This is a genomic window from Bradyrhizobium sp. LMTR 3, from assembly GCF_001693485.1.
In the GTDB taxonomy this organism is placed as follows: domain Bacteria; phylum Pseudomonadota; class Alphaproteobacteria; order Rhizobiales; family Xanthobacteraceae; genus Bradyrhizobium.
Map to the genome: position 1 here is coordinate 362,598 of NZ_MAXC01000043.1, position 21,734 is coordinate 384,331.

Consider the following 21,734-nt stretch of genomic DNA (forward strand, 5'->3'; position numbering starts at 1 on the left):
ACAGGCGCTCGTAGTTTCGCCTGGCTGGGGCTCCAGCGACTTTCGACAATCAAAATCGGTGGTTGGGTCCCGGATCGCGCTCGCGATGCTCGCTTGTCCGGGACGACGGGATTTGTTCCGGGGACCAAAATCTCATCCCTTCCAATTTTCCGCATATTGAAATTACTGGCCTTTTGTCCCCGAATGTTTCGTCGCGGGCCCTGCGACGAAACAATTCTCTCCCGCACGAAACCATTTTCCCCTTTTCGAGCAGACATCCCGAAACGGAGGCTCATTAACAATTCTCCCAACGGAACGCCGCACCTCGTGGCGCAATGGGAGCCTGTCATGTCGAACGTCATCGCCATCAACGCCGCAGCCAAGAAGTCGATTGCCGCCGCCCGCGCGACATCCGACGAAATGCTGTTGCAGAGTATTGCCAAGGGCGACCGCACGGCGATGCATGTGCTTTACTCCCGTCATAACGTCCGGGTTTACCGCTTTGTACTGCGCATGGTGCGCGACACCACGATGGCCGAAGACCTCGTCAGCCAGGTGTTCCTCGACGTGTGGCGGACCGCCGCCCAGTTCGAGGGCCGCTCGCAGGTTTCGACCTGGCTGCTGTCGATCGCCCGCTTCAAGGCGCTGACCGCGCTGCGCCAGCGCAAGCATGAGGACATCGAGCAGGAAGACGTGCTGGAGATCGCCGACGAGGCCGACACGCCGGAAGCCTCGCTCGACCGCAGCAACACCCGCGCCATCCTGCGCGCCTGCGTCGCCAAGCTGTCGCCGGCGCATCGCGAGATCATCAACCTGGTCTACTACCACGAGAAGTCGGTGGAAGAGGCCGGCGCGATCATCGGTATTCCCCAGAGCACGGTGAAGACCCGCATGTTCTATGCCCGCAAACAATTGGCCGAGTTGCTTAAGGGCGCCGGCGTGGACAGTATCGCTGCCTAAAGACAAGCGATTTCAAACAATTAGTTCGGAGATAGGGCAGCAAAACGGGGCGGTTTCGACGGACAAAGATTACTTCCGGCGAAACAAATGAAACATTTCACGACATTACCCGGAAAAACTCACCCCCTATACCGATCATCACCGACTTAGACGCCAACGCCGAACAGGAGAGCGAACATGCTGAAGCCGTCCTTCCGCTTTTTCATCGTCCCGCTCGGCGCCGTCGCAACGCTGGCTACCCTGTCCGCCCAGAACGTCCAACCCCGCGCTCAGCGCGACGCCGGTTCGACGTTCGTGCGCGAACAGGTGGTCGATTGCGGCACCAAGAGTTCCAAGGAGGTCTGTGTGATCTCCTACGACAGCGAGACCCCCCGCTGAATTTCCTCCAGCTCCAGACTCCCAAGCGACCTCCAACGACCCGGCCGGGATGCCCCCCAGCCGGGTCGCTCTGCGTTTGGACTCCAATTTCGTGGACGCGACAGACTCGTGTCTGACAACGAAATTCGATCGCGATTGGCTGGCGCAACCGTGTTTCATTCGCCCACGTTGCCGCTTGACGTATCCATACCGGTCGTGATGTTTGCCGCCGGCGATGGACGCTGCGGCAAACGAAAATGAAGTCCGGCTACGCAAGGGCACGTCGCTCAACGAGCGGCTCGTTCTCGCGGGCCTTGCTGCACTTCTTTGTTTGGTTGCCTTGCCCGGCCTTAATCACCTGGCGAACGGTCATTGGCTTGGCATCGCCGCTCTCTTCGCGCTGCTATTTGGATGCCTTCTGCTGGGCGCAGCCCTACTCGATCGCAACGTCGTCTGGATCATTACGCCAGGCGAAATCCTGATCGGCGAACAACGTCCATTCGGTAAGTTGCACCGAAGACTCATCAGGTACGACGAAATATCGGGGATGCACCTCCGAAAGAGCAGCGGCAAGTCAATCGAGTTCAGCCTCGCATTCGAGACCAAATCGGGGACTTTGCTCACCTCGCCGCCGCTGCCTGATATCACCCGGGTGCACGAAACCACCGTCCGGATTGCCCGGCTGCTTCAGCTTCCTGATCCCGAACCGGTCGAGAACCCGCTCGACGCCGTCAATGCCGGGATACGACTGGGCAAGCCGGTCAACCCCAAACGAGTGCTAGGATACACGGCCCTCATCGTGCTGCTCGCCTGTGTGCTGAGCTTTCCGTTCATCCACGCGCTCTGGAACGGCACATTGTCCGCCCCCGGGGTTGCCGTCTGGTCGCTCGGCGCGATCGTGGTCTTCGTGCTGTTCAGATATGTCCATCGAATGAGCGGCACATGCTGGATCATCCACGATGGCGGAATCAGGATTGAACGGCTGTCATTAAAGGGCAGGATTGAGGTGGAAACGATCCGCGGTGACGATGTCGAGGCCGTCGACGTCGAGAGTGGCGGTCGCAAGGATAGCCTTTACGTGATCACGATCCGGCTTCGCTCCGGGAAGAGAGTGCGAAGCCCGCCGCTGGCCGGCAAGGATCAGACCCGCGCCGTGCGGGCCGAGATTATCAGGCGACTGGGATTGAATCCAAGGGGAGCCGAATAGGCTTGCACGACTGTCCCGCGCGGCACGCAGGTACAATCGTCGCATCGGGCGTGGTAGGGTACATGCCTGGTTCGGACGCAATTTTCGAAAACTCTAGTTCCGTTTTTGAAAGTATCGTGCCCGACGAAACTTGCTACAGGTGGTGTCGATGTTCGAAGGCTGGGATGCGGTCGTATTGGCCCGGGCGCAGTTCGCATTCACGATGTCGTTCCACATCATATTTCCCGCCTTCTCGATCGGGCTCGCCAGCTATCTCGCCGTGCTCGAAGCGCTGTGGCTCGCGACCGGGCGCGAAGTTTACATCAACCTGTTCAATTATTGGCTGAAGATCTTCGCCGTCGCCTTCGCGATGGGCGTGGTGTCGGGCATCGTGATGTCCTACCAGTTCGGCACCAACTGGTCGGCCTTTTCCGACAAGACCGGACCGGTGATCGGTCCGCTGATGGCCTATGAGGTGCTCACCGCATTCTTCCTCGAAGCGGGTTTCCTCGGCGTGATGCTGTTCGGCCTGAACCGCGTCGGTCCAAAACTGCATTTTCTGGCGACGCTGATGGTCGCGATCGGCACGCTGATTTCGGCGTTCTGGATTCTGTCGGCCAATTCCTGGATGCAGACGCCGACCGGCCACACCGTCAATGAGGCCGGTCAATTCATCGCCGCCGACTGGCTGAAAGTGATCTTCAATCCGTCGTTCCCATACCGTCTCGTGCACATGGTACTGGCGGCGTATCTGACCACGGCGCTGGTGGTCGGCGCGGTCGGTGCCTGGCACCTGTTGCGTGATCGGCACCTCGCCGGCCCGCGCGTGATGTTTTCAATGGCGATGTGGATGGCGACGCTGGTGGCGCCGATACAGATCCTCGCCGGCGATCAGCACGGGCTCAACACGCTGGAGCACCAGCCGGTGAAGATCATGGCGATGGAAGGCCACTTCGAGAGCCACAAGGACGGTGCGCCCCTGATCCTGTTCGGCCTGCCCAATCAGAGCGCCGGCAGGGTCGACTACGCGGTCGAAGTGCCGAAGCTCGGTTCGCTGATTCTCAAGCACTCGACCGACGCGCCGATGGCTGGCCTCAATACCGTACCGCGCGAAAACTGGCCGCCGGTGGCGATCACGTTCTGGTCGTTCCGGATTATGGTCGGCATGGGATTGCTCATGCTGGCGCTTGGCATGTTCAGCCTGTTGATGCGTATTCTGGGCAAGCTCTACGATTCCCGGCTGTTGCATTTGTTCGCGGTCGCAATGGCCCCCGCGGGCTTCATCGCCGTGCTCGCGGGCTGGATCACCACCGAAGTCGGACGGCAGCCGTTCACGGTCTATGGACTGCTGCGCACGGCTGAATCGGCCTCGCCGCTGGCGGCCCCGGCCGTCGCCTCCTCGCTGATCGCCTTCATCATCGTCTATTTCGCGGTGTTCGCCGCCGGCGTGATCTATTTGCTGCGCCTGATGGCGGCGCCACCGCATCCGGGCGAAGAGGGACCGTCGCACGAGGTCCCGATCCGCACGGCCGGCATCACGCCGGCCGCAGGCGTGACCGCCGAGGGAGCCGCCCGATGATCCCGGTCGACCTTCCCATCATCTGGGCCTTTATCATCGCCTTTGCCGTGTTCGTCTATGTCGTGATGGACGGCTTCGATCTCGGCCTCGGCATCCTGTTTCCGCTGTTTCCGGAGAAACGCGATCGCGACGTCATCATGAACAGCGTCGCCCCGGTGTGGGACGGCAACGAAACCTGGCTGGTGCTCGGTGGCGGCGGCCTGATGGCGGCCTTCCCGCTGGCCTATGCCGTGCTGATGCCGGCGTTGTACACGCCGATGATTGCGATGCTGCTCGGCCTGGTATTCCGCGGCGTCGCCTTCGAATTCCGTTGGCGCACGACCAAGGCGCGAAACAGGTGGGACATCGCCTTTTTCGGCGGATCGCTACTGGCGACGCTGGCGCAAGGCATTGCGCTCGGCGCCATCCTGCAAGGCGTGCATGTCGCGGGCCGCAGCTATGCCGGCGGCTGGTGGGACTGGCTGACGCCGTTCAGCATTCTGACCGGCGTGTCGCTGGTGATCGGCTACTCGCTGCTCGGCGCGACATGGCTGGTCATGAAAACCGAAGGCGAGTTGCGCGACCGCGCCTATCATCTGAGCTGGATATTTTTGCTGGCGATGCTGGGCGCGATCGGCGCGGTCAGCATCGCGACGCCGTTCCTGCACGTGCAGTACACGCAGCGCTGGTTTGACTGGCCGAACGTCCTCCTGACCGCGCAGGTGCCGATCGCGGTGGCCGCCATCACCGCGCTCTTGCTGCGCAGCCTCGCCAACAAATACGACTACCAGCCGTTCTTCCTGACGCTGGCGTTGTTTGCGCTGTCCTATGCCGGCCTCGGCATCAGCATGTATCCCTACATCGTGCCGCAGAGCATCACGATCTGGCAGGCGGCGGCGCCGGAGAACGCCCAGCTCTTCATGCTGGTCGGCGTCGCCGGGTTAATCCCGCTGATCCTCGGCTATACCGCCTGGGCCTATTGGGTGTTCCGCGGCAAGGTCAAACCCGAGAGTGGATACCATTGAAGCCCAACGAGCGGTCCCCTCGTCCTCTCATGCAGCGCCTGCTGTGGTTCGTCGCGCTCTGGCTCGGCGGCGTCGGCACCGTCGCGCTGATTTCGTTTTGCCTGCGGCTCTGGATCGCGCCGAAATAAGGCGGGCGGGACATCCCATGAATTTGGTGGACGACGAAAATGGACGACATTTCAGTCACGTATCCGCCGCATTCGCCCTAAACTTGCCATCAAGCCAGCCCTGAGATTTGATGGTTCCGCTGATTTGCCAAAGCGCCAACCATTTGGCCGCCGCGCCAACAAGGAGAATTTCTGCGATGACAAAATTTCGGCACCTGATCTGGATGGTGATTGCCGCCGGCGGTCTGATCCTTTCAGCCTCTCAGAGCCAGGCGCAGATGCGGCAGCCCGACGTCGGCGACCAGCCCGGTCTTCTCCCCGATGAATCCGTCGAACTCGATCCGCAGTTCAGGAAGACCGCGGTGCTCTATCGCACCAACGAACCGCCGGGCACCATCATCGTCGTCACGGCCGAGCGCCACCTCTACCTGATCCAGGGCAACGGCCGTGCCCTGCGCTACGGCATCGGTGTCGGCCGCGAAGGATTTCAATGGCAGGGACTGGTGAACATCACCCGCAAGGCGGAATGGCCGGACTGGACGCCGCCGCCGGAGATGATCGCGCGCCAGCCCTATCTGCCGCGTTTCATGGCTGGCGGCCCCGGCAACCCGCTCGGTGCGCGCGCGATGTATCTCGGCACCACCGTCTACCGTATCCACGGCACCAACCGGCCCGACACCATCGGCACCGCCGTCTCCTCCGGCTGCTTCCGGCTAGTCAACGCCGACGTCACCGATCTCTATGAGCGCGTGCCTGTCGGCACCAAGGTCATTATCCGGCAGAAGCCGGAACTGTAATTGCGACGTGGCCGCTCTGGCCGATCCATTCCCCCGACTTAGCGAGTTCAGAAAATGCTACGGACATTTCGAGGCGGCCTCCTGATTGGGCTGGCGGTCGCAATCGCGATTGCGGCTGGCGCGATCACCTATGAGCGTTACGACACCAAGACGCTGAAGCGGACCATCCGCCGCGGCGAAGTGCTGTGCGGCGTCAACAAGGGCCTGCCCGGCTTCTCGATCCCCGACGACAAGGGCGACTGGACCGGCTTCGACGTCGATTTCTGCCGCGCCGTGGCCGCGGCGATCTTCGACGATCCCAAGAAGGCGAAATTCGTGGCGCTGGATGCCAACGAGCGCTTCAAGGAGCTGCAGAGCCGCAAGGTCGACATCCTCTCGCGCAACACGACCTGGAGCATGTCCCGCGAGAGCAACTACGCCCTCTATTTCCCGGCGGTCGCCTATTATGACGGCCAGGGCTTCATGCTGCCGCGCTCGCGCAACATCGATTCCGCGCTGGACCTCAACAACAGCAAGGTTTGCGTGCAGGAAGGGACGACGACGGTGCTCAATGCCGCCGACCATTTCCGCGCCAACAACATGAAGTATACCGAGGTCAAGTTTTCCAAGCTGGAAGACGTGCTCAAAGCCTATGAGGGGGGCAAGTGCGACACCTTCACCGCCGACGTTTCCCAGCTCTACGCACTCCGCTTGAACCTCATTCAGCCGAGCGACCATGTCATCCTGCCCGACGTGATTTCCAAGGAGCCGCTCGCTCCCGTGGTGCGCCAGCGCGACGACGACTGGATGATGCTCGTGAAGTGGACGCTGTATGCGATGATCAACGCCGAGGAACTCGGCATCACGTCGAAGAATATCGACGAGGCGCTGAAGTCGAAGAAGCCCGACGTGATGCGGCTGGTCGGCACCGAAGGCGCCTATGGCGAAGACCTCGGCCTGCCCAAGGACTGGGCCGCCCGCATCATCCGCCATGTCGGCAATTACGGCGAGGTTTACGAGCGCAATGTCGGCGAAGGATCGAAGCTGAAGATCCCGCGCGGCCTGAATTCGCTGTGGAGCAACGGCGGGATTCAGTATGCGCCGCCAATACGGTGACTTCCTTCGCTAACCACACCCACCGCTGTCGTCGCCCAGCCTTGTGCGCAATTGCGCACTGGGACCGGGCGATCCAGTATTCCAGAGACGTCAGTGACTAACGAGAGGCCGCGGCGTACTGGATCACCCGCCTTCGCGGGTGATGACAGCCGTGTGCGGGGCGCCGCGCACCGCCCCCGAAATGGCGATCAATACCCCTTCATCCGCGCCAACTGATCGGCGTGGTGGTTGCTGTCGCCGAACAATTCCTGGCAGACACGGGCGCGCTTCATGAAGAAGCCGATGTCGAACTGGTCGGTCATGCCCATACCGCCGTGCATCTGCACGCCCTCTTGCACCGCAAGCGTCGCCGTGGTGCCGGCGCGTGCCTTGGCGACCGCGACTGCCGCGCCGGCGTGCTCGAAATCGCCGTCCAGGGCCTGCAACGCCTTCAGCACCGCGGCGCGGGTGATCTCGATATCGATATAGAGCTGGGAGGCGCGGTGCTGCAGCGCCTGGAATTCCCCGATCAATTTGCCGAACTGCTTGCGCTCCTTCAGATACGTGACAGTGCGGCCGAACACCTCTTCGCTTAAGCCCACCATTTCGGAAGCTACCGCGCCGCGGCCGATATTGAGCACGCCCTCCAATAACGCGCCGCCCTGGTCGACCTCGCCGAGCACCTGATCGGCATTGACCTCGACATTGCTGAATTCGATCCGTGCCGCGTTATGTGCATCGACCATCACCGTGCGTTCGATCGCAATTCCCTTGGCCTTGGGATCGACCAGGAACAGCGTCAGCCCATCGCGTTCGCCGGCCGCGCCGCCGGTACGTGCCGCGACGATCAGGAGATCGGCGGTGTGGCCGTCGACCACGAGCGACTTGGCGCCGTTCAGCTTGAAGCCGTTGCCGGAGCGCACCGCCTGCAAATTGATCTGCAGCGGGCGATGTTTTGCGCCTTCATCGATCGCGAGCGCCGCCAGAAGCGATCCGTCGGCAATCTTCGGCAGGTGCGCGGACTTTTGCGCGTCACTTCCACCGCGCGACAGCGCCGACGCCGCCAGCACCGCAGTCGACAGGAACGGCGACGGCATCAAAGTGCGGCCGATTTCCTCCATCACCACGCCGGCCTCGACGCAGCCGAGCCCGCTGCCGCCGAAATTCTCCGGCACCAGCAACCCGGAAAAACCCATCTCGGCAAACGCCTTCCAGAGGTCGCGGGAAAAGCCCGTTTCGTCCTTGCTGTCGCGCAGGTGACGCAGATGCGACACCGGCGCCTTGTCGCTGATGAGGCCGCGCGCGCTGTCGCGCAGCATGGACTGTTCTTCGGTGAGGACGAGGGGCATTGAGGAATTCCGTTTCAGAAACTATCGAATGTGCATTGTTTGAGGTCGTCATTCCGGGGCGATGCGAAAGCATCGAACCCGGAACGACGGTAAGCGAAACTCACGCCCCCGGCAGATCGAGGATGCGCTTGGCGACGATGCCGAGCATCACCTCGCTGGTGCCGCCCTCGATCGAGTTGGCCTTGGTGCGCAGCCAGGCGCGCGGGCGGGCGCCGCCTCTGGAGCGCTCGCTTTCCCATTCCAGCGCATCGATGCCGCCGGCCGACATCAGGATCTCGTGGCGGCGCTTGTTGAGCTCGGTGCCGTAATATTTCATCGCCGAGGAGAACGCCGGATGCGACTGCCCAGCTTTCGCCAGATCAACGGCGCGTTCGGCCACCGCCGCAAACGCCGCCTCGTCGATGTCGAACGCCGCGATCTGGCCGCGCAGGATGGCGTCGTCGAGCCGGCCGAAATCATCGCTACCGACAGAGTCGGCGGCGACCTGCCCGAGCGGACGGCCAATGCCGCGCTCTCCCGTGCCCGAGATCATCGCGCGCTCATGCTGCAGCAGATATTTTGCAACATCCCAGCCGCGGTTGACCTGGCCCACCACATGCGATTTCGGCACCCGCACATTGTCGAAGAAGGTCTCGCAGAACGGCGAGTAGCCGGAGATCAGAAGAATGGGCTTGGTCGACACGCCCTTCGAGGCCATGTCGAACAGGATGAAGCTGATGCCGTCATGCTTCTTCGCGGTAGGATCGGTGCGCACCAGACAGAAAATCCAGTCGGCGTAGTTCGCATACGACGTCCAGATCTTCTGGCCGTTGATGATGTAATCGTCGCCGTCGCTCTCGGCGCGGGTTTGCAGCGAGGCGAGGTCCGAGCCGGCATTCGGCTCGGAATAACCCTGGCACCAGCGGATAAGACCGGCAGCAATCTTTGGCAGGTGCTCTTTCTTCTGCGCCTCGGTGCCGTATTTCAGCAACGCCGGCCCAAGCATCCAGATGCCGAAGCTCGAGAGCGGCGAGCGCGCGCCCATCGCCGCCATTTCTTCACGGAGCACCTTGTGCTCGGCGGGCTCCAGCCCTCCGCCACCATATTCCTTCGGCCAATCCGGCACGGTCCAGCCCCTGTCGCGCATCCGCTCAAACCAGACGCGCTGCGGCTCGGAGGAGAATTTGGCGTTGCGGCCGCCCCAGTAGGTATCGCTTTCGGAGGTCATCGGCCGTCGCATTTCCGGCGGACAATTGGCCTCCAGCCAGGCGCGGGTTTCACGGCGGAACGTTTCCAGATCGGACATGTCAGGCGTTTCCATGTGGGAATGTTTGGAAGCGACCTTAGCCCTCGCGTTGCGGAATTCAATATATGTCTGACATCAGCCCATGCCGCTCTGGCGGTGGTCACGCTGCCCGATCGGGTGTATGCGCTAGGCGATAACGATTGAAAAACAAGAGGAAACCGGCATGCGGCTGAAGTTGCTTTCGCCTGGCGAAATGAGCGCCGACCAGAAAGAAACCTACGACGAGGCCATTGCCGGCAAGCGCGGCGCCCCGCCGGCGCCGATGATGGCCTGGCTCAACAGTCCGGAGATGGCGCGGCACGCCACGCGGCTTGGCGAGCAGCTTCGTTTCAACACGATCTTTCCGGCAAAGCTTTCCGAAATTGCCATTCTCGTCACCGCGCGGCACTGGACGTCGCATTACGAATGGTATGCGCACAAGCGCCTGGCGCTGAAGGGCGGCATAGACCCGAAAATCATCGAGGACATCCGCGACCGTCGCACGCCCGTCTTCGATGATCCGAAGGGCCAGATGATCTATGATCTCGCCAAGTCGCTGCATGAGGGCCACGGCGTGTCGCAAGCGCTGTATGACGAAGCGGTAAAAGTGCTCACCGAACGCGGGATTGTCGAGGTGATCGGGTTGTGCGGCTACTACACGATGGTATCGATGACGCTGAACACGTTTGAGTTCGGGCTGCCCGATGGAGAAGTGTCCGATCTTGCGTGATGAATATCCGCGCCTACGTGTCCCCGACGCGGTGCAGCGCGCATGCGGTGCACATAGGCCCCGGCTTAGCAGCGCACCGCCGGAGTCGCACGAAGCGCGATCCCGAACGCGCTGCGCAGCATCCGGGGCACACCAGCTTCCAAACGGAGTCACAACATGCCCCAATCCCCACCCATCGTCGCCGGCACGCGGATCGGGCATGTCCATCTCAAGGTCGCCGACCTCGAACGCGCGCTCGGCTTCTATTGCGGCGTGCTCGGCTTCGAGGTGATGCAGCGGATGGGTTCTGGCGCGGCATTCATTTCGGCCGGCGGATATCACCATCACATCGGCCTCAACACCTGGGAAAGCAAAGGCGGCCATCCGCCGCCGCCAGGCACCACCGGCCTGTTTCACACCGCCATTCTCTATCCCACCCGCCCGGCGCTGGCGGATGCGCTGTACCGCGTGATCCAGGCCGGCATCGAACTGGACGGCGCCAGCGACCACGGCGTCAGCGAGGCGCTCTATTTGCGCGATCCCGATCAGAACGGCGTCGAACTCTATCGCGACCGGCCGAAAGAAGAATGGCCCCGCGCACCCGACGGCTCGCTCGCGATGTTCACCAAGCGGCTGGATCTGGAGGATTTGCTGCGACAGCGGGAAGCGTAGGCCAATGCGATTCACCGTAGCACCAGGTGCGTAAGCCAGCCGCCGGCATAGAGACCGCCGCCAAACACCGCATGCGTGACGAGACTGTGCAGTCGGGCGGCTGCCGGATGCGGCGTGCGGCTCGCGGCAATGCCGAAACCCATGGCGGGCTGCATCACCAGGAACGGCGCGGCCACGCTGCCGATCCCGACCAAGAGTGCCGGGCCGATCGTCGGATCGCGCGCCCAATCGAGGCCGAAGAACGCAAGCAGCACGCCGGCAAACACAATCCCGATCAGGTAATGCGCCGACCAGCCGATCAGTCGCTCGCCCCGCAGCGGCGGCGACGCCGCAATCCGGTCGTGGTGCAGGCGCCCGCGTGCAAGGTGGCCGAGCCAGCGGCCCACCAGACCATAGTCCAGCGACGGAATGCCAAGCAGCCGCTGCCGGATCATCGTCCAGATGTCCATCACGACGGTTGCACCTGCCCCGATCAGCACCGCTGATGTCAGATAATCTGCCGCTTCACTCACGCATGGCCTCCGTTGGAGCCTGCGCAGCCACCATCCAGCACGCCGCGGTGAAGGAGACCGCTGGCCCGCGTATATAGGGCTCGAAGGCGGTGCTGACGGCTTCGATCACCCGTGCACGGGTGCCTTCATCCGCCCCCTGAAGGAACAGGCCGACCGGTCCAAGCCAGCCGACGTAGCGGGCGAGTTCCGTCTTTTGAAAGCTGCAGACGATATCGATCGGCCGGATGTCGATCGCTGTCCAGCCACTCGCCTCCAAAATGGTCTCGGTCCGGCGCTGGTCGGCGAAGGCGAACTGCCCCGGCCCTTCGGGTCGACGCGCGGGAAGGTCGGGCAGCAGCGGCTTTGCCGCCTGCTCGGCCGTCGTCATGAATGGATTTTCCGCCGCACCCCGCCAGGCGATGCAGCGCAGCCTCGCATCAGGCCGTGCCGCCTGGCGCAGATTGGCGAACGCCTGCACGGGGTCGGCAAAGAACATGACGCCGAGGCGCGAAATGATCATGTCGAAACTTGCGGGCGCGAAGGCGTGTGTTTGGGCGTCGGCGCAGATGAAACTTGCAGGCTGGCCGTCCCGCGCCGCTCGGGCGCGTGCCACGGCGATCATCGGTTCCGAGAGGTCGATGCCGGTGCAGGATCCCTTGGTGCCGAGTGCCCGGGCGACGGCGAGCGTCGTGGAACCCGTGCCGCAGCCGACGTCGAGCACGCAGCTCGCTGCGGCTTCGGACACCACCTGGACCAGCAAATCCTCGAAGGGCTTGAACATCTCCTCGAGCACGTCCCGTGCCTCGACCCAACCACGTGCGGCGGGGCCGTTCCATAGTCTTGCCTGCTCGTCATCTGGCTGCTGCGCGACATTCATGATCTCTTCCTTTTGTTAGAGCTGCTTCCTGGCTTGCCAAATGGGCGCGGATGGCTGCACCCTGCCAGTTCAAGTCAACTTGAGGTCAAGGGCCATGAGGGACATCGACATCGCGGAGGCGGCTCGATTGTCGGGCGTTCGCGCCTCGACCCTGCGCTTCTACGAGGAGAAGGGGCTGATCGCCTCTCACGGACGGCGGGGCCTTCGCCGGCTGTTCGATCCGGCCGTGTTGGACCGGCTGGCGCTGATCGCGCTCGGGCGTGCCGCCGGCTTCTCGCTCGACGAGATCGCCAGGATGTTCGCACCCGACGGCCGGCCGCGCATCGACCGGCGGATGCTGGCGGCCAAGGCCGAGGAGCTGGAGCGGACGATCCGCAAGCTCAACGCCATGCGCGACGGCCTGCGCCACGCCGCCGCCTGCCCCGCCCCGAGCCACATGGAGTGTCCCACCTTCCGCCGCCTGCTGCGGGCCGCGGCGTCAGGCGCTATTGGCGAAAGGAAGGCGCGGCGGCCGCCGCGCAAATCGTTTGCCGCTACCGGACGCGAGCAGGGCCGCGCCCGCGGATCATGATCAGCACCGCCGCCGTCAGCTCGACTCCGATGCACCCGTAGAACGGCAGCACGTAACTACCCGACAGATCCCGCAACAATCCCACCACGCCGGGACCGAACGCATACGTGATCTGGTTGATCGCCGTGATCAAACTGACCAGTACGCCGAACGAACGCGGATCGAATTCGCGCTGCACGATCAGGGCCGGCAGCGTGATGAGGTTGCCGACCGAAAAGCCGAACAGCGCGCAGGCTGCGATCAGCACGTAATCATTATGCACATTGATGACAATGAGCAGCGCCACCGCCTGGCTGACGAACGAAAGCGAGGACGCCAGCCGCTGGTTCATCCGGTCGATCACGAAGGAGAACAGCACACGACCGACCACCGCCATCGCCGTCAACAGCGCCACCGCAATCGCCGCGCGCTGCCGCCCGATCACCGAATCCAGAAACGCGATCAGGTGGACGATGAAGCCGACCTGCGCGAACAGCACCAGTGCGAACGCCGACGACACAGAGAGAAAGCCGATGTCGCGAAAGGCGCGTGCGCGAATTTGCGTAGGCGACGGCGCATCGGCAGCCTCTAACCCGCCCGCACTCAGGTGAAGCGGCGGCCGTCCGACCAGCAGCAGGATCACCGGCACCATCAACGCAACCATTACGACGGCCGACGCCATCATCGCGCCAGAGAAGCCGAAATAGCCGATCGCGGTCACCAGCAGCGGCACGCCGACGATCCCGCCAAAGCTCGCGCCATTCAGCGCCAGGCTGATCGCCATGCCCCGCTTTCTGTCGAACCAGAGGCCGAGCGTATTGGTGATGATGCCGAGGCTGGTTCCGGCCCAGCCGAACGCCAGCACGGCGTTCGCAAGGTAAAGCTGCCAGGGCTCGCGCACCTGACCGATCGAGACGGCCGCCGCGGCCATCGCCAACGTGCCTGCGATCAGGCAGTTGCGCGGGCCGAACGCCTTGATGGCTTCGCTGACGAAGGCGACCAGGGCTGCGCCGAACAGATAGAAGAACGTGGTGCCGGACGAAATCAACGACGCCGGCCAGCCGTGAAGCCGCTGCAGCTCCGCGACATAGACGCTCTGGCCGTAGAAGCCGAGCCCCCAGCCGAAGGTTGCCAGCAGGAAACACACGACGACGATGCGCCAGCCGTCATAGCGGATGGAGGTCTCGTCGATCGCGGTGAAATTGGATGCGTCCACTTTTTCTTGCTTCTTGCTCACCGCGCGGGCTTGCCCCGCGCATCCACGCCCTTCACGCTTCAAGGAACTAAAGACGTGGATGGCCGGGACAAGCCCGGCCATGACGGTGATAGTAGCAGGTCGCCGCGAAAATTGCTTCGGCGCCGGCCGAAATGTCAGCAGATGGCAACTAGGCGGGCTTCGACGGATCGTAGAAGAACCGCTCGCGCCAAACCTTGTCGCCGCGCCACTCCTGCAGCGCGACTTCGTCGAACCGGCCGGTCTTGCCGGACTGGAACACAAACTCGAACACCCAGTGGATCGCGACCTGATCGCCCTCGACGATCGAGGTCACGCAGGTCGAGGTCACGCTTTTGACCCGCTCCAACACCGCGCGCTCATGCGCCACCAGCACGTCGCGGCCGACCCGTGGCGGGGCGGCGTTCTCCTGCATGCTGGCGTCCTCGGTGTAGAAGCGCTCGATCGCGCCGGCATGATCGCCGGAGACGACGGCGGCGATGAATTCATCGAGACGGGCGCGCGACGGCATGGGACCTCCGGTAATTAGACGCTCGGATCGGGAATCTGGTCGACCGCCTGCAGCTTCGCGCGACGCTTGGCAAATGATGCAAACGACAGCACTGCAAGGCCGAGCAGCACCGGCGGGAACACCACCATGTTTACCATCGACCAGCCGTAATGCGCCAGCAACTGGCCGGACGAGAAAGAACCCAGCGCCATCATCCCGAAGATCAGGAAATCGTTGAACGCCTGCACCTTGTTGCGCTCCTGCGGCCGGTGCGTCTCCAGCACCAATGCCGAGGCGCCGATAAAGGCAAAGTTCCAGCCGACGCCGAGCACGATCAGCGTCGCCCAGAAATGCAGCGCGGTGATGCCGGAAAGGCCGATTCCCGCCGCGGCAGCTTCCAGCAGCAGACCGAGCGCAACAATGGTGGGCGCCCCGAAACGCGCGATCAGCGAGCCCGTGAAGAAGCTCGGGCCGTACATCGCCACGATGTGCCACTGGATGCCGAAATTGGAATCGCTCACCGTGAGCCCGCACATCTTCATGGCGAGCGGCGCAGAAGTCATGACGAGATTCATCATGGGGTAAGCAATCACGCCGCACAGCGCCGCGGCAATGAAGCGCGGTTGCCGTGCAATCTCGAACAGCGGCCGCCCGCCATGCATGTCCGACGGTGCCAGCTTCGGCGCGTCGACGCCCCACAGCACCGCCGTCGCCACCAGCGCGACGAACGCCTGCACCACGAAGCTGAACGCAAACAGATAAGGCGGCCAGATATCCATGGTCCACTGCACGAGCTGCGGACCGAGCACGCCGGCGAACACGCCGCCGGCCATCACCCAGGACACGGCTTTCGGCCGGAACGCTGTGCTGGCGCCGTCAGCGGCGGCAAAGCGATAGGATTGCGCGACTGCGCCGTAGAGGCCGCCGAGAAAAGTCGCGAAGCAGAACAGCCAGAACGAGCCGTAGAGAACGGCGGCGGCAGCAAGTGCACCGGTGAGGATTCCGCAGAAGGTACCAATGATGAAAGCAACACGGCGGCCATAGGCGCGCGAGATCGCACCCGTCGGCAGCGTGCCGGCGGCGAGCCCCAGCACGTACATCGACAGCGGCACGGTGGCGAGCGAGATATCAGGCGCCAGCGTCGCGCCGACGATCGAGCCGGTGGCGAAAATCACCGCCGAATTGGCGCCGGTCAGCGCCTGCGCCGCGGCGAGCCGCAGCACGTTGGCGCGCGCGCGTGCATCGTTTGATATCTCTTCGGTGGCTGTCGTATCCAGCATCGGCATTCCCGCCCGGCAGGCCCCGGGCCGGGAGCCGCATTGATTGATTCCGCGGCACTATGAAGACACGGGGCGGCCCGATCAACCGACGCAAACGGGCGCGCGCTATGCGAGGGGCGCAAGCAACTGTCGTATCACGACCGCTTCTTGCCTGCTCGTTTGCCGGCTTGCACCGCGCCCGTCTTGTGGACCTTCGAGCGAGGATCCCCAAGGCCGGCATGCGGAAAGCCCCTCCAATCAAGTGCAATCGCGGCAGCGAAGCCGAAGAAGCTGGAACGGCTCATGCCAAGCTCCGTGGCGCGCTTGTCGATCCGCGTAATCAGGCTCTTCGGCAGATAGACGTTCACGCGTTCGGACGGATCGGGCGGATCGACCCCGACAATGAAGTAAGCGACGACGTCAGCACCCCTGGGCAGCGCGATCTGGTCGATCGGCGTTGGCTCCGGTAGCGACCTGCCCTGCTCCGCCATTTCGTCCACCGCGCGCGCCAGCGCGGCCTCCGCTTTCTCGATCGCCTCTTCTTGCGATCGCCCGCCGGCGACGCAACCCGGAAAATCCGGAAACCACGCGCCGAGGGCTGCGCGCGGACCGCGTTCCAGCACTGCAGGATAGAGCCGCCTCTTCACTCTGGCCTCCCCATGGTGGTTATGCTATTTAACACACGACGTTGTGTCAAATCACACATCAACGTTAACATGATCAGGAGGAGAGGCAAAATGGACGCGCAAGCCGAACTCCGCATCATCCGTGCGGCCTACGCCAAGCAGATCCTTGCCGCTGCCAACGTGCTCGATGTGCGCGTCACGCAAGCGTTTGCGGCCATTCCCCGCGAGGATTTTCTGGGCCCCGGTCCGTGGCTCGTGCGGCGCTGGCGCCGTGATTATGTTTCGACACCCGACGCCGATCCCCTCTATCTCTATACCGACGATCTGGTCGCGCTGGTGCCCGAGCGTGGCCTCAACAACGGGCAACCGTCGTTGCACGCCCATCTCATTCACCAGGCCTCACCCGCCGCAGGCGAACACGTGGTGCATGTTGGAACGGGCACCGGCTATTACACCGCGATCCTGGCGCATCTCGTCGGGCCGTCGGGACGGGTGACGGGAATCGAGTATGACGGGGCTCTCGCCGCGCGAGCCAAAGCCAACCTCGCTCCATACGCAAATGTCGCCGTGATCGAGGGCGACGGCACGCAGGTGCCGTTCGATGCCGCCGACGTCATCTATGTCAATGCCGGCTGCACGCGGCCTGCCACACGCTGGCTCGACGAGCTCGCCGATGGCGGCCGCCTGATCATGCCGATAACATCGGATGAGGGATTTGGCGGTATCGCGCCGGACCGCACGGCGAGCGCCGGCGCGGTGTTCCGAATTGAGCGAAGAGGCGCGGACTATCTTGCATACTGGATCTCGCCCGTTGCGATCTTTCCCTGCGCCGGCAGCCGCGACGAGGCGTCCGAACGAGCGCTTGCCGAAGCCTTTACCCGCGGTGGCTGGCGAAAGGTCACACGGCTGTACCGCGATCAGGACATTCCCGACGAGCGCTGCTGGCTTCGCGGACCGGGGTGGTGCCTCGCCTATCATTGACGTGCGGAGAGCGCCTACGCTGTGCCGTGCAATCGCCGAAACGTCAGAATCATGTTGTTGGCGGGCATCTGGTCGGTTTCGACCAGCGTGAGGCCTACGCTTGCGGCGAGCTTCTCGAGGTCGGCGATATCGCGCACGCCCCATTCGGCGTCCTGCTCGCGAAGGCTGGTGTCGAACACAGCGTTGCTCATCGCGGTGTGCTTGCCTTCGCGCTTGAACGGGCCATAGAGAAACAGCCGCCCGTCACCACGGAGATAGCGCGCAGCGCCGGCGAACAAGCCCTCGGCGACGCGCCAAGGCGCGATGTGGATCACGTTGGCGCAGAACACTGCCAGCAGTTTGCCCGGCCCACTGCCGTCATGCATCGCCGGGCACCACGCCGGGTCGGCGAGATTGACCCGCAGCGGCGAACGAATGTTCGGCAGACCGGCATGCGTGCGCCACGCTTCGATGCTCCTGAGATGTCGTTCATTGAGATCGCTCGGCCACCAGGTGATGTCGGGCGTGTGCTTTGCGAAATGCACCACATGCTGGCCGGTGCCGCTGCCGGCCTCCAGCGCGTCACCGGAGTTGCCGGCGAGGAGTTTTTGCAGCGCCGCCCAGATCGGTTCGTGGTTGCGGTGGAATGCCGCCGCGTCGAGCCGGCCGTCGGGCTCGACCGGCCGGCCATCCTTGCCGAATTCCCCCACATGCTCAGCCATCGCAGTTCGGTCCCGAAAAAATCAGTGGCACAGCGTCACTTCAGATCGCCGCAGAATATCTCCTTCAACGCCCCAAGCAGACGCAGTGTACGCCGGTCGGCGACGCGATAATGCAGCGTCTGCGAGGTCCGGCGGAATTCCACCAGCCCATCGGCGCGCAATTTCGCCAGATGCTGCGACAGTGCGGACTGACTGAGATTCACGACAGCTACCAGTTCGCCCACCGTCATCTCTCCGCGCACGGCAAGAAAGCAGAGGATCAGCAGACGCTTTTCATTGGCGAGCATTTTCAGGAGCTGCGCGGCGTCACCGGCCTGCTTCGCCAGCTTCTTCAGCGCTGCCGCGTCGTCGGCACCCGGGGCGAAGGCGGCTTCTTGCATAGTCTCTTGTTCAGTTTCCTGGGCTGCCGGGGCGGCTGCTCTCATCACTGCAAATCCGTTATCGTTTTCCGCGCCTGCGAAGCACATACCATACTAGCTCGCCGGCCTTTCTTTAGCATTGACTAAATTAGCAAATGTGGATACCGGTTCAAAAAAGCAAGAAAAGATGCGGCGATGCGGCCGCGAGGGGAAGAAAACGTGCGGCCAGACCCGTTACGCAGCAAAGCTGTTCTCTCTGATCCTGCCGCCCCGGATACCCCGATGGGCCGCCGCCGCTTCCTTCGCCGCTTCCTTGGCCTCGGCGCAGTCCTGACCGGCAGCCTCGCCGTTGGCGGCAAACAGGCCATGGCGCACCCCGCGCAGGAGTCTCCCCCCGCAGACGCGCCCTGGTCGCAATCGATCGGCGCCGGCGTGGTCGACCGGCCCTATGGCCGCCCCGCCGATACCGAAGCCTCCGTCATCCGCCGCAACGTGCCCTGGTTGACCGCGAGCGCGGAATCGTCAGTGAGCTTTTCTCCACTGCAGGATCTGCACGGCATCATCACGCCGAACGGATTGTTCTTCGAGCGCCACCATGCGGGACGGCCCGATGTCGATCCGGCGCAGCACAAGCTCATGATCCACGGGCTGGTCGAGCGTCCGCTGCTTCTCACCATGAAGGACATCATGCGCTTCCCGTCCGTGTCGCGCATCCATTTCATCGAATGCCCGGCCAATGGCGGCATGAACTGGCGCGCCGCGCAGATGAATTCGCTGCAGTTCAGCCACGGCATGGTCAGTTGTGCGGAATGGACCGGGGTCAAACTGTCGACGCTTCTGGAGGAAACCGGCATCAAAAATCAGGCGAAGTGGGCGATGGTCGAAGGCGCCGACGGCGCGCATATGAACCGCAGCCTGCCGCTGGACAAATGTCTCGACGATTGCCTCGTGGTCTATGCGCAGAACGGCGAGGCGCTGCGGCCCGAACAGGGCTACCCGCTGCGGCTGGTGGTGCCGGGCTGGGAAGGCAACGTCAACATCAAGTGGCTACGCCGCATCAAGCTCGGCGAGAAGCCGTGGCACACCCGCGAGGAGACCTCGAAATATACCGACCTGATGCCGGACGGCACCTCGCGCGGCTTCACCTGGCTGATCGACGCCAAATCGGTCGTCACCTTTCCCTGCCCCGAGAAGCCGCTCGATGGGCCCGGCCTCTATGAAATCCGGGGACTGGCCTGGACCGGCAACGGCAAGGTCAAGCGCGTCGATGTCACCATGGACGGCGGCGTCAACTGGCAGAGCGCCCGGCTGCACGAGCCGGTGCTGTCGAAGGCGCTGACGAAATTCACCCTGCCCTGGCGCTGGGACGGCCGGCCCGCGCTGGTCGCATCCCGCGTTATCGACGAGACCGGCTATGTGCAGCCGACAATTGCACAACTGCGCGCACAGCGCGGCTCAAACTCGGTCTACCACAACAATTCGATCCAGACTTGGCAGGTCAAGCCCGACGGAAGCGTCTTCAATGTACAGCTCGCGTAAGATTTGCCTGCCGATCGTCGCCGTCCTGCTGGCGGCCGGAAGCCTCGCGGGCGCGGCCGAGCCCGGCTCGTTCGGCTACGGCAGCGTGGCGACGCCGGCGCAGATCGCCGGATGGGATATCGACGCACGCGGCGAGGACGGCGCAGGTCTGCCGCCGGGCAAGGGCACGGTCGACCGCGGCGCCGACGTCTACGCCGAGCAATGCGCGGCGTGCCATGGAACCTTCGGCGAAGGCGAAGGCCGGTTTCCGAAGCTGGTGGGCGGCGTCGGATCGCTCCGGGACGAGCGCCCGGAGCCGACGGTCGGCAGCTACTGGCCGTTCGCCCCGACCCTATGGGACTATATTAACCGCGCGATGCCGATGCAGGCGCCTCACACATTGTCAGCGGATGACGTTTATGCTTTGACCGCCTATATTCTGAACTTGAATGACCTCGTTCCCAATGAATTCGTTGCCGATCGCAACAGTTTGCCGAAAGTCAAAATGCGCAATCGCGACAATTTCATCTGGACCGATCCGCGCCCCGATACGATGACCAAGCCCTGCATGAACGATTGCGCTAACGCCGCCGATGTCAGGATATCGTCGACGGCCGAGGGCAGGAATCTGACGCCGCGCACGACCGGGCCGCTCGACACGATGCAACAGAAGTAGAAATTACGGAAACGCCTGTGACCGATCATTTCCCGACGAAATCCGCAAAGCTTCCGGCGTTGGCGCTGCTCGTCGCTCTGGCGTCCCCGGGCGCCGCGCAGGCGCAGTCCGCGGTGGATGAAGGCCGCAAGCTGGCCTTCGACCGCAGCAAGGGCAATTGCCTGACCTGCCATGTCATCAAGGGCGGCAACCTTCCCGGCACGATCGGGCCCGAATTGGTCGACATCAAGAGCAAATATCCGAAGCGCGAGGATCTCGTCGCCATCCTCAACGACGAGACCCTGCGCAATCCGCTCACCGTGATGCCGCCCTTCGGACGGAACCGGATTCTGACCGAGAAGGAAATCGACGCGGTGGTGGATTTCCTGCAGACGCTGTGACGCAAGTTTGAGACGTGCTGACGCACGCTTTAGGAGATTTTCGATGAACAAGATTGATGTTGGGTTTTTGGCCACGCGGCGGCTGATCCTGCAGGGGGCAGGCGCGGTCGCACTCATCGGCCTCGGCAATCTTCCCTTTGGCCTGACGCCGGCGCTCGCCGCGGCCAACGACAAATATCCGGAAGAGGCATTCAAGCAGAAGAGCGACGCCGACGTCATTAAGACGCTCTACGGCAAGACCGCTGAGCCCTCGGACAAAGTGCGGATGGACGCGCCTGAAATAGCCGAGAACGGCGCCGTGGTGCCGGTTTCGGTCTCTACGACGCTTGCCGACGTAACCTCGATCGCATTTCTCGTCAGCGAGAATCCGAACGTGCTGATCGCAAAGTACAACGTTCCGGCCGGCACGCTGCCGAACGTCGCCAACCGTATCAAGATGGCCAAGACCAGTAACGTGACCGTGCTGGTGGAAGCCGGCGGCAAGCTCTACAGCGCCTCCAAGGAAGTCAAAGTAACCGTCGGCGGCTGCGGCGGTTAAGGCATCGAGGGAGAACT

At 63.3% G+C, this 21,734-nt stretch carries 26 protein-coding genes; 16 read left to right on the forward strand and 10 right to left on the reverse strand.

Translation table 11 applies throughout. The features are described from left to right. Positions 1–327: 327 nt before the first annotated feature. The 8 genes from LMTR3_RS25240 to LMTR3_RS25270 all read left to right on the forward strand — a co-directional run bounded on the left by LMTR3_RS25240 (position 328) and on the right by LMTR3_RS25270 (position 7,064). Positions 328–939, forward strand: coding sequence for a sigma-70 family RNA polymerase sigma factor (locus LMTR3_RS25240; RefSeq protein WP_065747674.1), 612 nt, complete (start codon positions 328–330; stop codon positions 937–939). A 177-nt stretch (positions 940–1,116) separates the two neighbouring features. Beyond that, positions 1,117–1,317, forward strand: coding sequence for a hypothetical protein (locus tag LMTR3_RS25245; protein ID WP_065747675.1), 201 nt, complete (start codon positions 1,117–1,119; stop codon positions 1,315–1,317). 202 nt (positions 1,318–1,519) lie between these two features. After that, the gene (locus LMTR3_RS25250) at positions 1,520–2,503 is read left to right on the forward strand and encodes a hypothetical protein (RefSeq protein WP_141686789.1); all 984 of its coding nucleotides are present in this window, start codon (positions 1,520–1,522) and stop codon (positions 2,501–2,503) included. Positions 2,504–2,651: 148 nt separating this feature from the next. Continuing rightward, positions 2,652–4,061: a cytochrome ubiquinol oxidase subunit I gene (locus LMTR3_RS25255; RefSeq protein WP_065747677.1), complete on the forward strand. Its 1,410-nt coding sequence runs from the start codon at positions 2,652–2,654 to the stop codon at positions 4,059–4,061. Continuing rightward, a complete protein-coding gene (gene cydB, locus LMTR3_RS25260; protein WP_065747678.1) occupies positions 4,058–5,065 on the forward strand; it encodes a cytochrome d ubiquinol oxidase subunit II in 1,008 nt (335 codons plus the stop codon). Before LMTR3_RS25255 ends, cydB begins: the two co-directional genes overlap by 4 nt. 29 nt (positions 5,066–5,094) lie before the next feature. Continuing rightward, on the forward strand, positions 5,095–5,193 hold the full coding sequence (locus LMTR3_RS37950) for a DUF2474 domain-containing protein (RefSeq protein ID WP_176721985.1): 99 nt from the start codon (positions 5,095–5,097) through the stop codon (positions 5,191–5,193). Positions 5,194–5,369: 176 nt separating this feature from the next. After that, positions 5,370–5,969 (forward strand): L,D-transpeptidase, encoded by a 600-nt coding sequence (locus LMTR3_RS25265; RefSeq protein WP_065747679.1) that lies wholly within the window; start codon positions 5,370–5,372, stop codon positions 5,967–5,969. A gap of 54 nt (positions 5,970–6,023) precedes the next feature. Beyond that, positions 6,024–7,064: an amino acid ABC transporter substrate-binding protein gene (locus LMTR3_RS25270; protein ID WP_065747680.1), complete on the forward strand. Its 1,041-nt coding sequence runs from the start codon at positions 6,024–6,026 to the stop codon at positions 7,062–7,064. A gap of 188 nt (positions 7,065–7,252) precedes the next feature. Here the strand turns inward: LMTR3_RS25270 and LMTR3_RS25275 are convergent, their stop codons facing one another. Together LMTR3_RS25275 and LMTR3_RS25280 are read right to left on the reverse strand one after the other, a co-directional pair. Further along, complete coding sequence (locus tag LMTR3_RS25275; RefSeq protein WP_065747681.1) at positions 7,253–8,392, reverse strand: acyl-CoA dehydrogenase family protein; 1,140 nt, start codon at positions 8,390–8,392, stop codon at positions 7,253–7,255. A 100-nt stretch (positions 8,393–8,492) separates the two neighbouring features. Beyond that, on the reverse strand, positions 8,493–9,677 hold the full coding sequence (locus LMTR3_RS25280; RefSeq protein WP_065747867.1) for an acyl-CoA dehydrogenase family protein: 1,185 nt from the start codon (positions 9,675–9,677) through the stop codon (positions 8,493–8,495). A gap of 163 nt (positions 9,678–9,840) precedes the next feature. Here LMTR3_RS25280 and LMTR3_RS25285 point away from each other — a divergent pair, with 163 nt between their 5' ends. Both LMTR3_RS25285 and LMTR3_RS25290 read left to right on the forward strand, forming a co-directional pair. Then, positions 9,841–10,386 (forward strand): carboxymuconolactone decarboxylase family protein, encoded by a 546-nt coding sequence (locus LMTR3_RS25285; protein ID WP_065747682.1) that lies wholly within the window; start codon positions 9,841–9,843, stop codon positions 10,384–10,386. Between the two features lie 156 nt (positions 10,387–10,542). Further along, positions 10,543–11,037, forward strand: a complete 495-nt coding sequence (locus tag LMTR3_RS25290) for a VOC family protein (RefSeq protein ID WP_065747683.1) — start codon at positions 10,543–10,545, stop codon at positions 11,035–11,037. Positions 11,038–11,048: 11 nt separating this feature from the next. On the opposite strand, the gene LMTR3_RS25295 is transcribed toward LMTR3_RS25290, so the two are convergent. Then, positions 11,049–11,549 carry a DUF2938 domain-containing protein gene (locus LMTR3_RS25295; protein WP_065747684.1) on the reverse strand — a complete coding sequence of 167 codons (501 nt, stop codon included), beginning with the start codon at positions 11,547–11,549 and terminating at the stop codon, positions 11,049–11,051. Then, positions 11,542–12,405 carry a class I SAM-dependent methyltransferase gene (locus LMTR3_RS25300; RefSeq protein WP_065747685.1) on the reverse strand — a complete coding sequence of 288 codons (864 nt, stop codon included), beginning with the start codon at positions 12,403–12,405 and terminating at the stop codon, positions 11,542–11,544. The genes LMTR3_RS25295 and LMTR3_RS25300 overlap by 8 nt, the downstream gene beginning before the upstream one ends. Positions 12,406–12,499: 94 nt before the next feature. Between LMTR3_RS25300 and LMTR3_RS25305 the strand changes: the two genes are divergently transcribed. Then, positions 12,500–12,976 (forward strand): helix-turn-helix domain-containing protein, encoded by a 477-nt coding sequence (locus tag LMTR3_RS25305; protein WP_065747686.1) that lies wholly within the window; start codon positions 12,500–12,502, stop codon positions 12,974–12,976. Here the strand turns inward: LMTR3_RS25305 and LMTR3_RS25310 are convergent. The 4 genes from LMTR3_RS25310 to LMTR3_RS25325 form a co-directional block, all read right to left on the reverse strand. Beyond that, positions 12,939–14,171: an MFS transporter gene (locus tag LMTR3_RS25310; RefSeq protein ID WP_065747868.1), complete on the reverse strand. Its 1,233-nt coding sequence runs from the start codon at positions 14,169–14,171 to the stop codon at positions 12,939–12,941. The two genes, LMTR3_RS25305 and LMTR3_RS25310, sit on opposite strands and share 38 nt — an antisense overlap. 169 nt (positions 14,172–14,340) lie before the next feature. After that, entirely contained in the window at positions 14,341–14,700 is a 360-nt protein-coding gene (locus LMTR3_RS25315) for a nuclear transport factor 2 family protein (protein ID WP_065747687.1), read from the reverse strand. A gap of 14 nt (positions 14,701–14,714) precedes the next feature. After that, positions 14,715–15,959, reverse strand: a complete 1,245-nt coding sequence (locus LMTR3_RS25320; RefSeq protein ID WP_065747688.1) for an MFS transporter — start codon at positions 15,957–15,959, stop codon at positions 14,715–14,717. 134 nt (positions 15,960–16,093) lie between these two features. Further along, positions 16,094–16,585 carry a type II toxin-antitoxin system HicB family antitoxin gene (locus LMTR3_RS25325; protein ID WP_065747689.1) on the reverse strand — a complete coding sequence of 164 codons (492 nt, stop codon included), beginning with the start codon at positions 16,583–16,585 and terminating at the stop codon, positions 16,094–16,096. A 90-nt stretch (positions 16,586–16,675) separates the two neighbouring features. On the opposite strand from LMTR3_RS25325, the gene LMTR3_RS25330 reads away from it, so the two are divergent. Beyond that, a complete protein-coding gene (locus tag LMTR3_RS25330) occupies positions 16,676–17,545 on the forward strand; it encodes a protein-L-isoaspartate O-methyltransferase family protein (RefSeq protein ID WP_065747690.1) in 870 nt (289 codons plus the stop codon). 14 nt (positions 17,546–17,559) lie between these two features. Here the strand turns inward: LMTR3_RS25330 and LMTR3_RS25335 are convergent, their stop codons facing one another. Then, on the reverse strand, positions 17,560–18,246 hold the full coding sequence (locus LMTR3_RS25335) for a DUF938 domain-containing protein (protein WP_065747691.1): 687 nt from the start codon (positions 18,244–18,246) through the stop codon (positions 17,560–17,562). Positions 18,247–18,281: 35 nt separating this feature from the next. Beyond that, the gene (locus tag LMTR3_RS25340; protein ID WP_065747692.1) at positions 18,282–18,626 is read right to left on the reverse strand and encodes an ArsR/SmtB family transcription factor; all 345 of its coding nucleotides are present in this window, start codon (positions 18,624–18,626) and stop codon (positions 18,282–18,284) included. Positions 18,627–18,887: 261 nt separating this feature from the next. Between LMTR3_RS25340 and soxC the strand changes: the two genes are divergently transcribed. Genes soxC through soxY form a run of 4 tightly spaced genes read left to right on the forward strand, consistent with a single transcriptional unit; the run spans position 18,888 to position 21,717 of the window. Then, positions 18,888–20,144, forward strand: a complete 1,257-nt coding sequence (gene soxC / locus LMTR3_RS25345) for a sulfite dehydrogenase (RefSeq protein WP_065747693.1) — start codon at positions 18,888–18,890, stop codon at positions 20,142–20,144. Beyond that, entirely contained in the window at positions 20,128–20,799 is a 672-nt protein-coding gene (locus tag LMTR3_RS25350; RefSeq protein ID WP_065747694.1) for a c-type cytochrome, read from the forward strand. The genes soxC and LMTR3_RS25350 overlap by 17 nt, the downstream gene beginning before the upstream one ends. A gap of 59 nt (positions 20,800–20,858) precedes the next feature. Then, positions 20,859–21,179 carry a sulfur oxidation c-type cytochrome SoxX gene (gene soxX, locus LMTR3_RS25355; protein ID WP_065747869.1) on the forward strand — a complete coding sequence of 107 codons (321 nt, stop codon included), beginning with the start codon at positions 20,859–20,861 and terminating at the stop codon, positions 21,177–21,179. 43 nt (positions 21,180–21,222) lie between these two features. Beyond that, on the forward strand, positions 21,223–21,717 hold the full coding sequence (gene soxY, locus LMTR3_RS25360) for a thiosulfate oxidation carrier protein SoxY (RefSeq protein ID WP_065747695.1): 495 nt from the start codon (positions 21,223–21,225) through the stop codon (positions 21,715–21,717). The last annotated feature ends 17 nt before the right edge of the window (positions 21,718–21,734 follow it).

Bases quoted from the DNA above. Each gene is read 5' to 3' on its own strand.
- LMTR3_RS25290 (WP_065747683.1), top strand. From the start codon at position 10,543: ATGCCCCAATCCCCACCCATCGTCGCCGGCACGCGGATCGGGCATGTC.
- LMTR3_RS25300 (WP_065747685.1), bottom strand. From the start codon at position 12,405: ATGAATGTCGCGCAGCAGCCAGATGACGAGCAGGCAAGACTATGGAAC.
- LMTR3_RS25315 (WP_065747687.1), bottom strand. From the start codon at position 14,700: ATGCCGTCGCGCGCCCGTCTCGATGAATTCATCGCCGCCGTCGTCTCC.
- LMTR3_RS25305 (WP_065747686.1), top strand. From the start codon at position 12,500: ATGAGGGACATCGACATCGCGGAGGCGGCTCGATTGTCGGGCGTTCGC.
- LMTR3_RS25320 (WP_065747688.1), bottom strand. From the start codon at position 15,959: ATGCTGGATACGACAGCCACCGAAGAGATATCAAACGATGCACGCGCG.
- soxC (WP_065747693.1), top strand. From the start codon at position 18,888: ATGGGCCGCCGCCGCTTCCTTCGCCGCTTCCTTGGCCTCGGCGCAGTC.
- LMTR3_RS25350 (WP_065747694.1), top strand. From the start codon at position 20,128: ATGTACAGCTCGCGTAAGATTTGCCTGCCGATCGTCGCCGTCCTGCTG.
- LMTR3_RS25340 (WP_065747692.1), bottom strand. From the start codon at position 18,626: ATGCAAGAAGCCGCCTTCGCCCCGGGTGCCGACGACGCGGCAGCGCTG.
- LMTR3_RS25265 (WP_065747679.1), top strand. From the start codon at position 5,370: ATGACAAAATTTCGGCACCTGATCTGGATGGTGATTGCCGCCGGCGGT.
- LMTR3_RS25330 (WP_065747690.1), top strand. From the start codon at position 16,676: ATGGACGCGCAAGCCGAACTCCGCATCATCCGTGCGGCCTACGCCAAG.
- cydB (WP_065747678.1), top strand. From the start codon at position 4,058: ATGATCCCGGTCGACCTTCCCATCATCTGGGCCTTTATCATCGCCTTT.
- LMTR3_RS25270 (WP_065747680.1), top strand. From the start codon at position 6,024: ATGCTACGGACATTTCGAGGCGGCCTCCTGATTGGGCTGGCGGTCGCA.
- LMTR3_RS25275 (WP_065747681.1), bottom strand. From the start codon at position 8,392: ATGCCCCTCGTCCTCACCGAAGAACAGTCCATGCTGCGCGACAGCGCG.
- soxY (WP_065747695.1), top strand. From the start codon at position 21,223: ATGAACAAGATTGATGTTGGGTTTTTGGCCACGCGGCGGCTGATCCTG.
- LMTR3_RS25245 (WP_065747675.1), top strand. From the start codon at position 1,117: ATGCTGAAGCCGTCCTTCCGCTTTTTCATCGTCCCGCTCGGCGCCGTC.
- LMTR3_RS25255 (WP_065747677.1), top strand. From the start codon at position 2,652: ATGTTCGAAGGCTGGGATGCGGTCGTATTGGCCCGGGCGCAGTTCGCA.
- LMTR3_RS37950 (WP_176721985.1), top strand. From the start codon at position 5,095: ATGCAGCGCCTGCTGTGGTTCGTCGCGCTCTGGCTCGGCGGCGTCGGC.
- LMTR3_RS25285 (WP_065747682.1), top strand. From the start codon at position 9,841: ATGCGGCTGAAGTTGCTTTCGCCTGGCGAAATGAGCGCCGACCAGAAA.
- LMTR3_RS25240 (WP_065747674.1), top strand. From the start codon at position 328: ATGTCGAACGTCATCGCCATCAACGCCGCAGCCAAGAAGTCGATTGCC.
- LMTR3_RS25280 (WP_065747867.1), bottom strand. From the start codon at position 9,677: ATGTCCGATCTGGAAACGTTCCGCCGTGAAACCCGCGCCTGGCTGGAG.
- LMTR3_RS25335 (WP_065747691.1), bottom strand. From the start codon at position 18,246: ATGGCTGAGCATGTGGGGGAATTCGGCAAGGATGGCCGGCCGGTCGAG.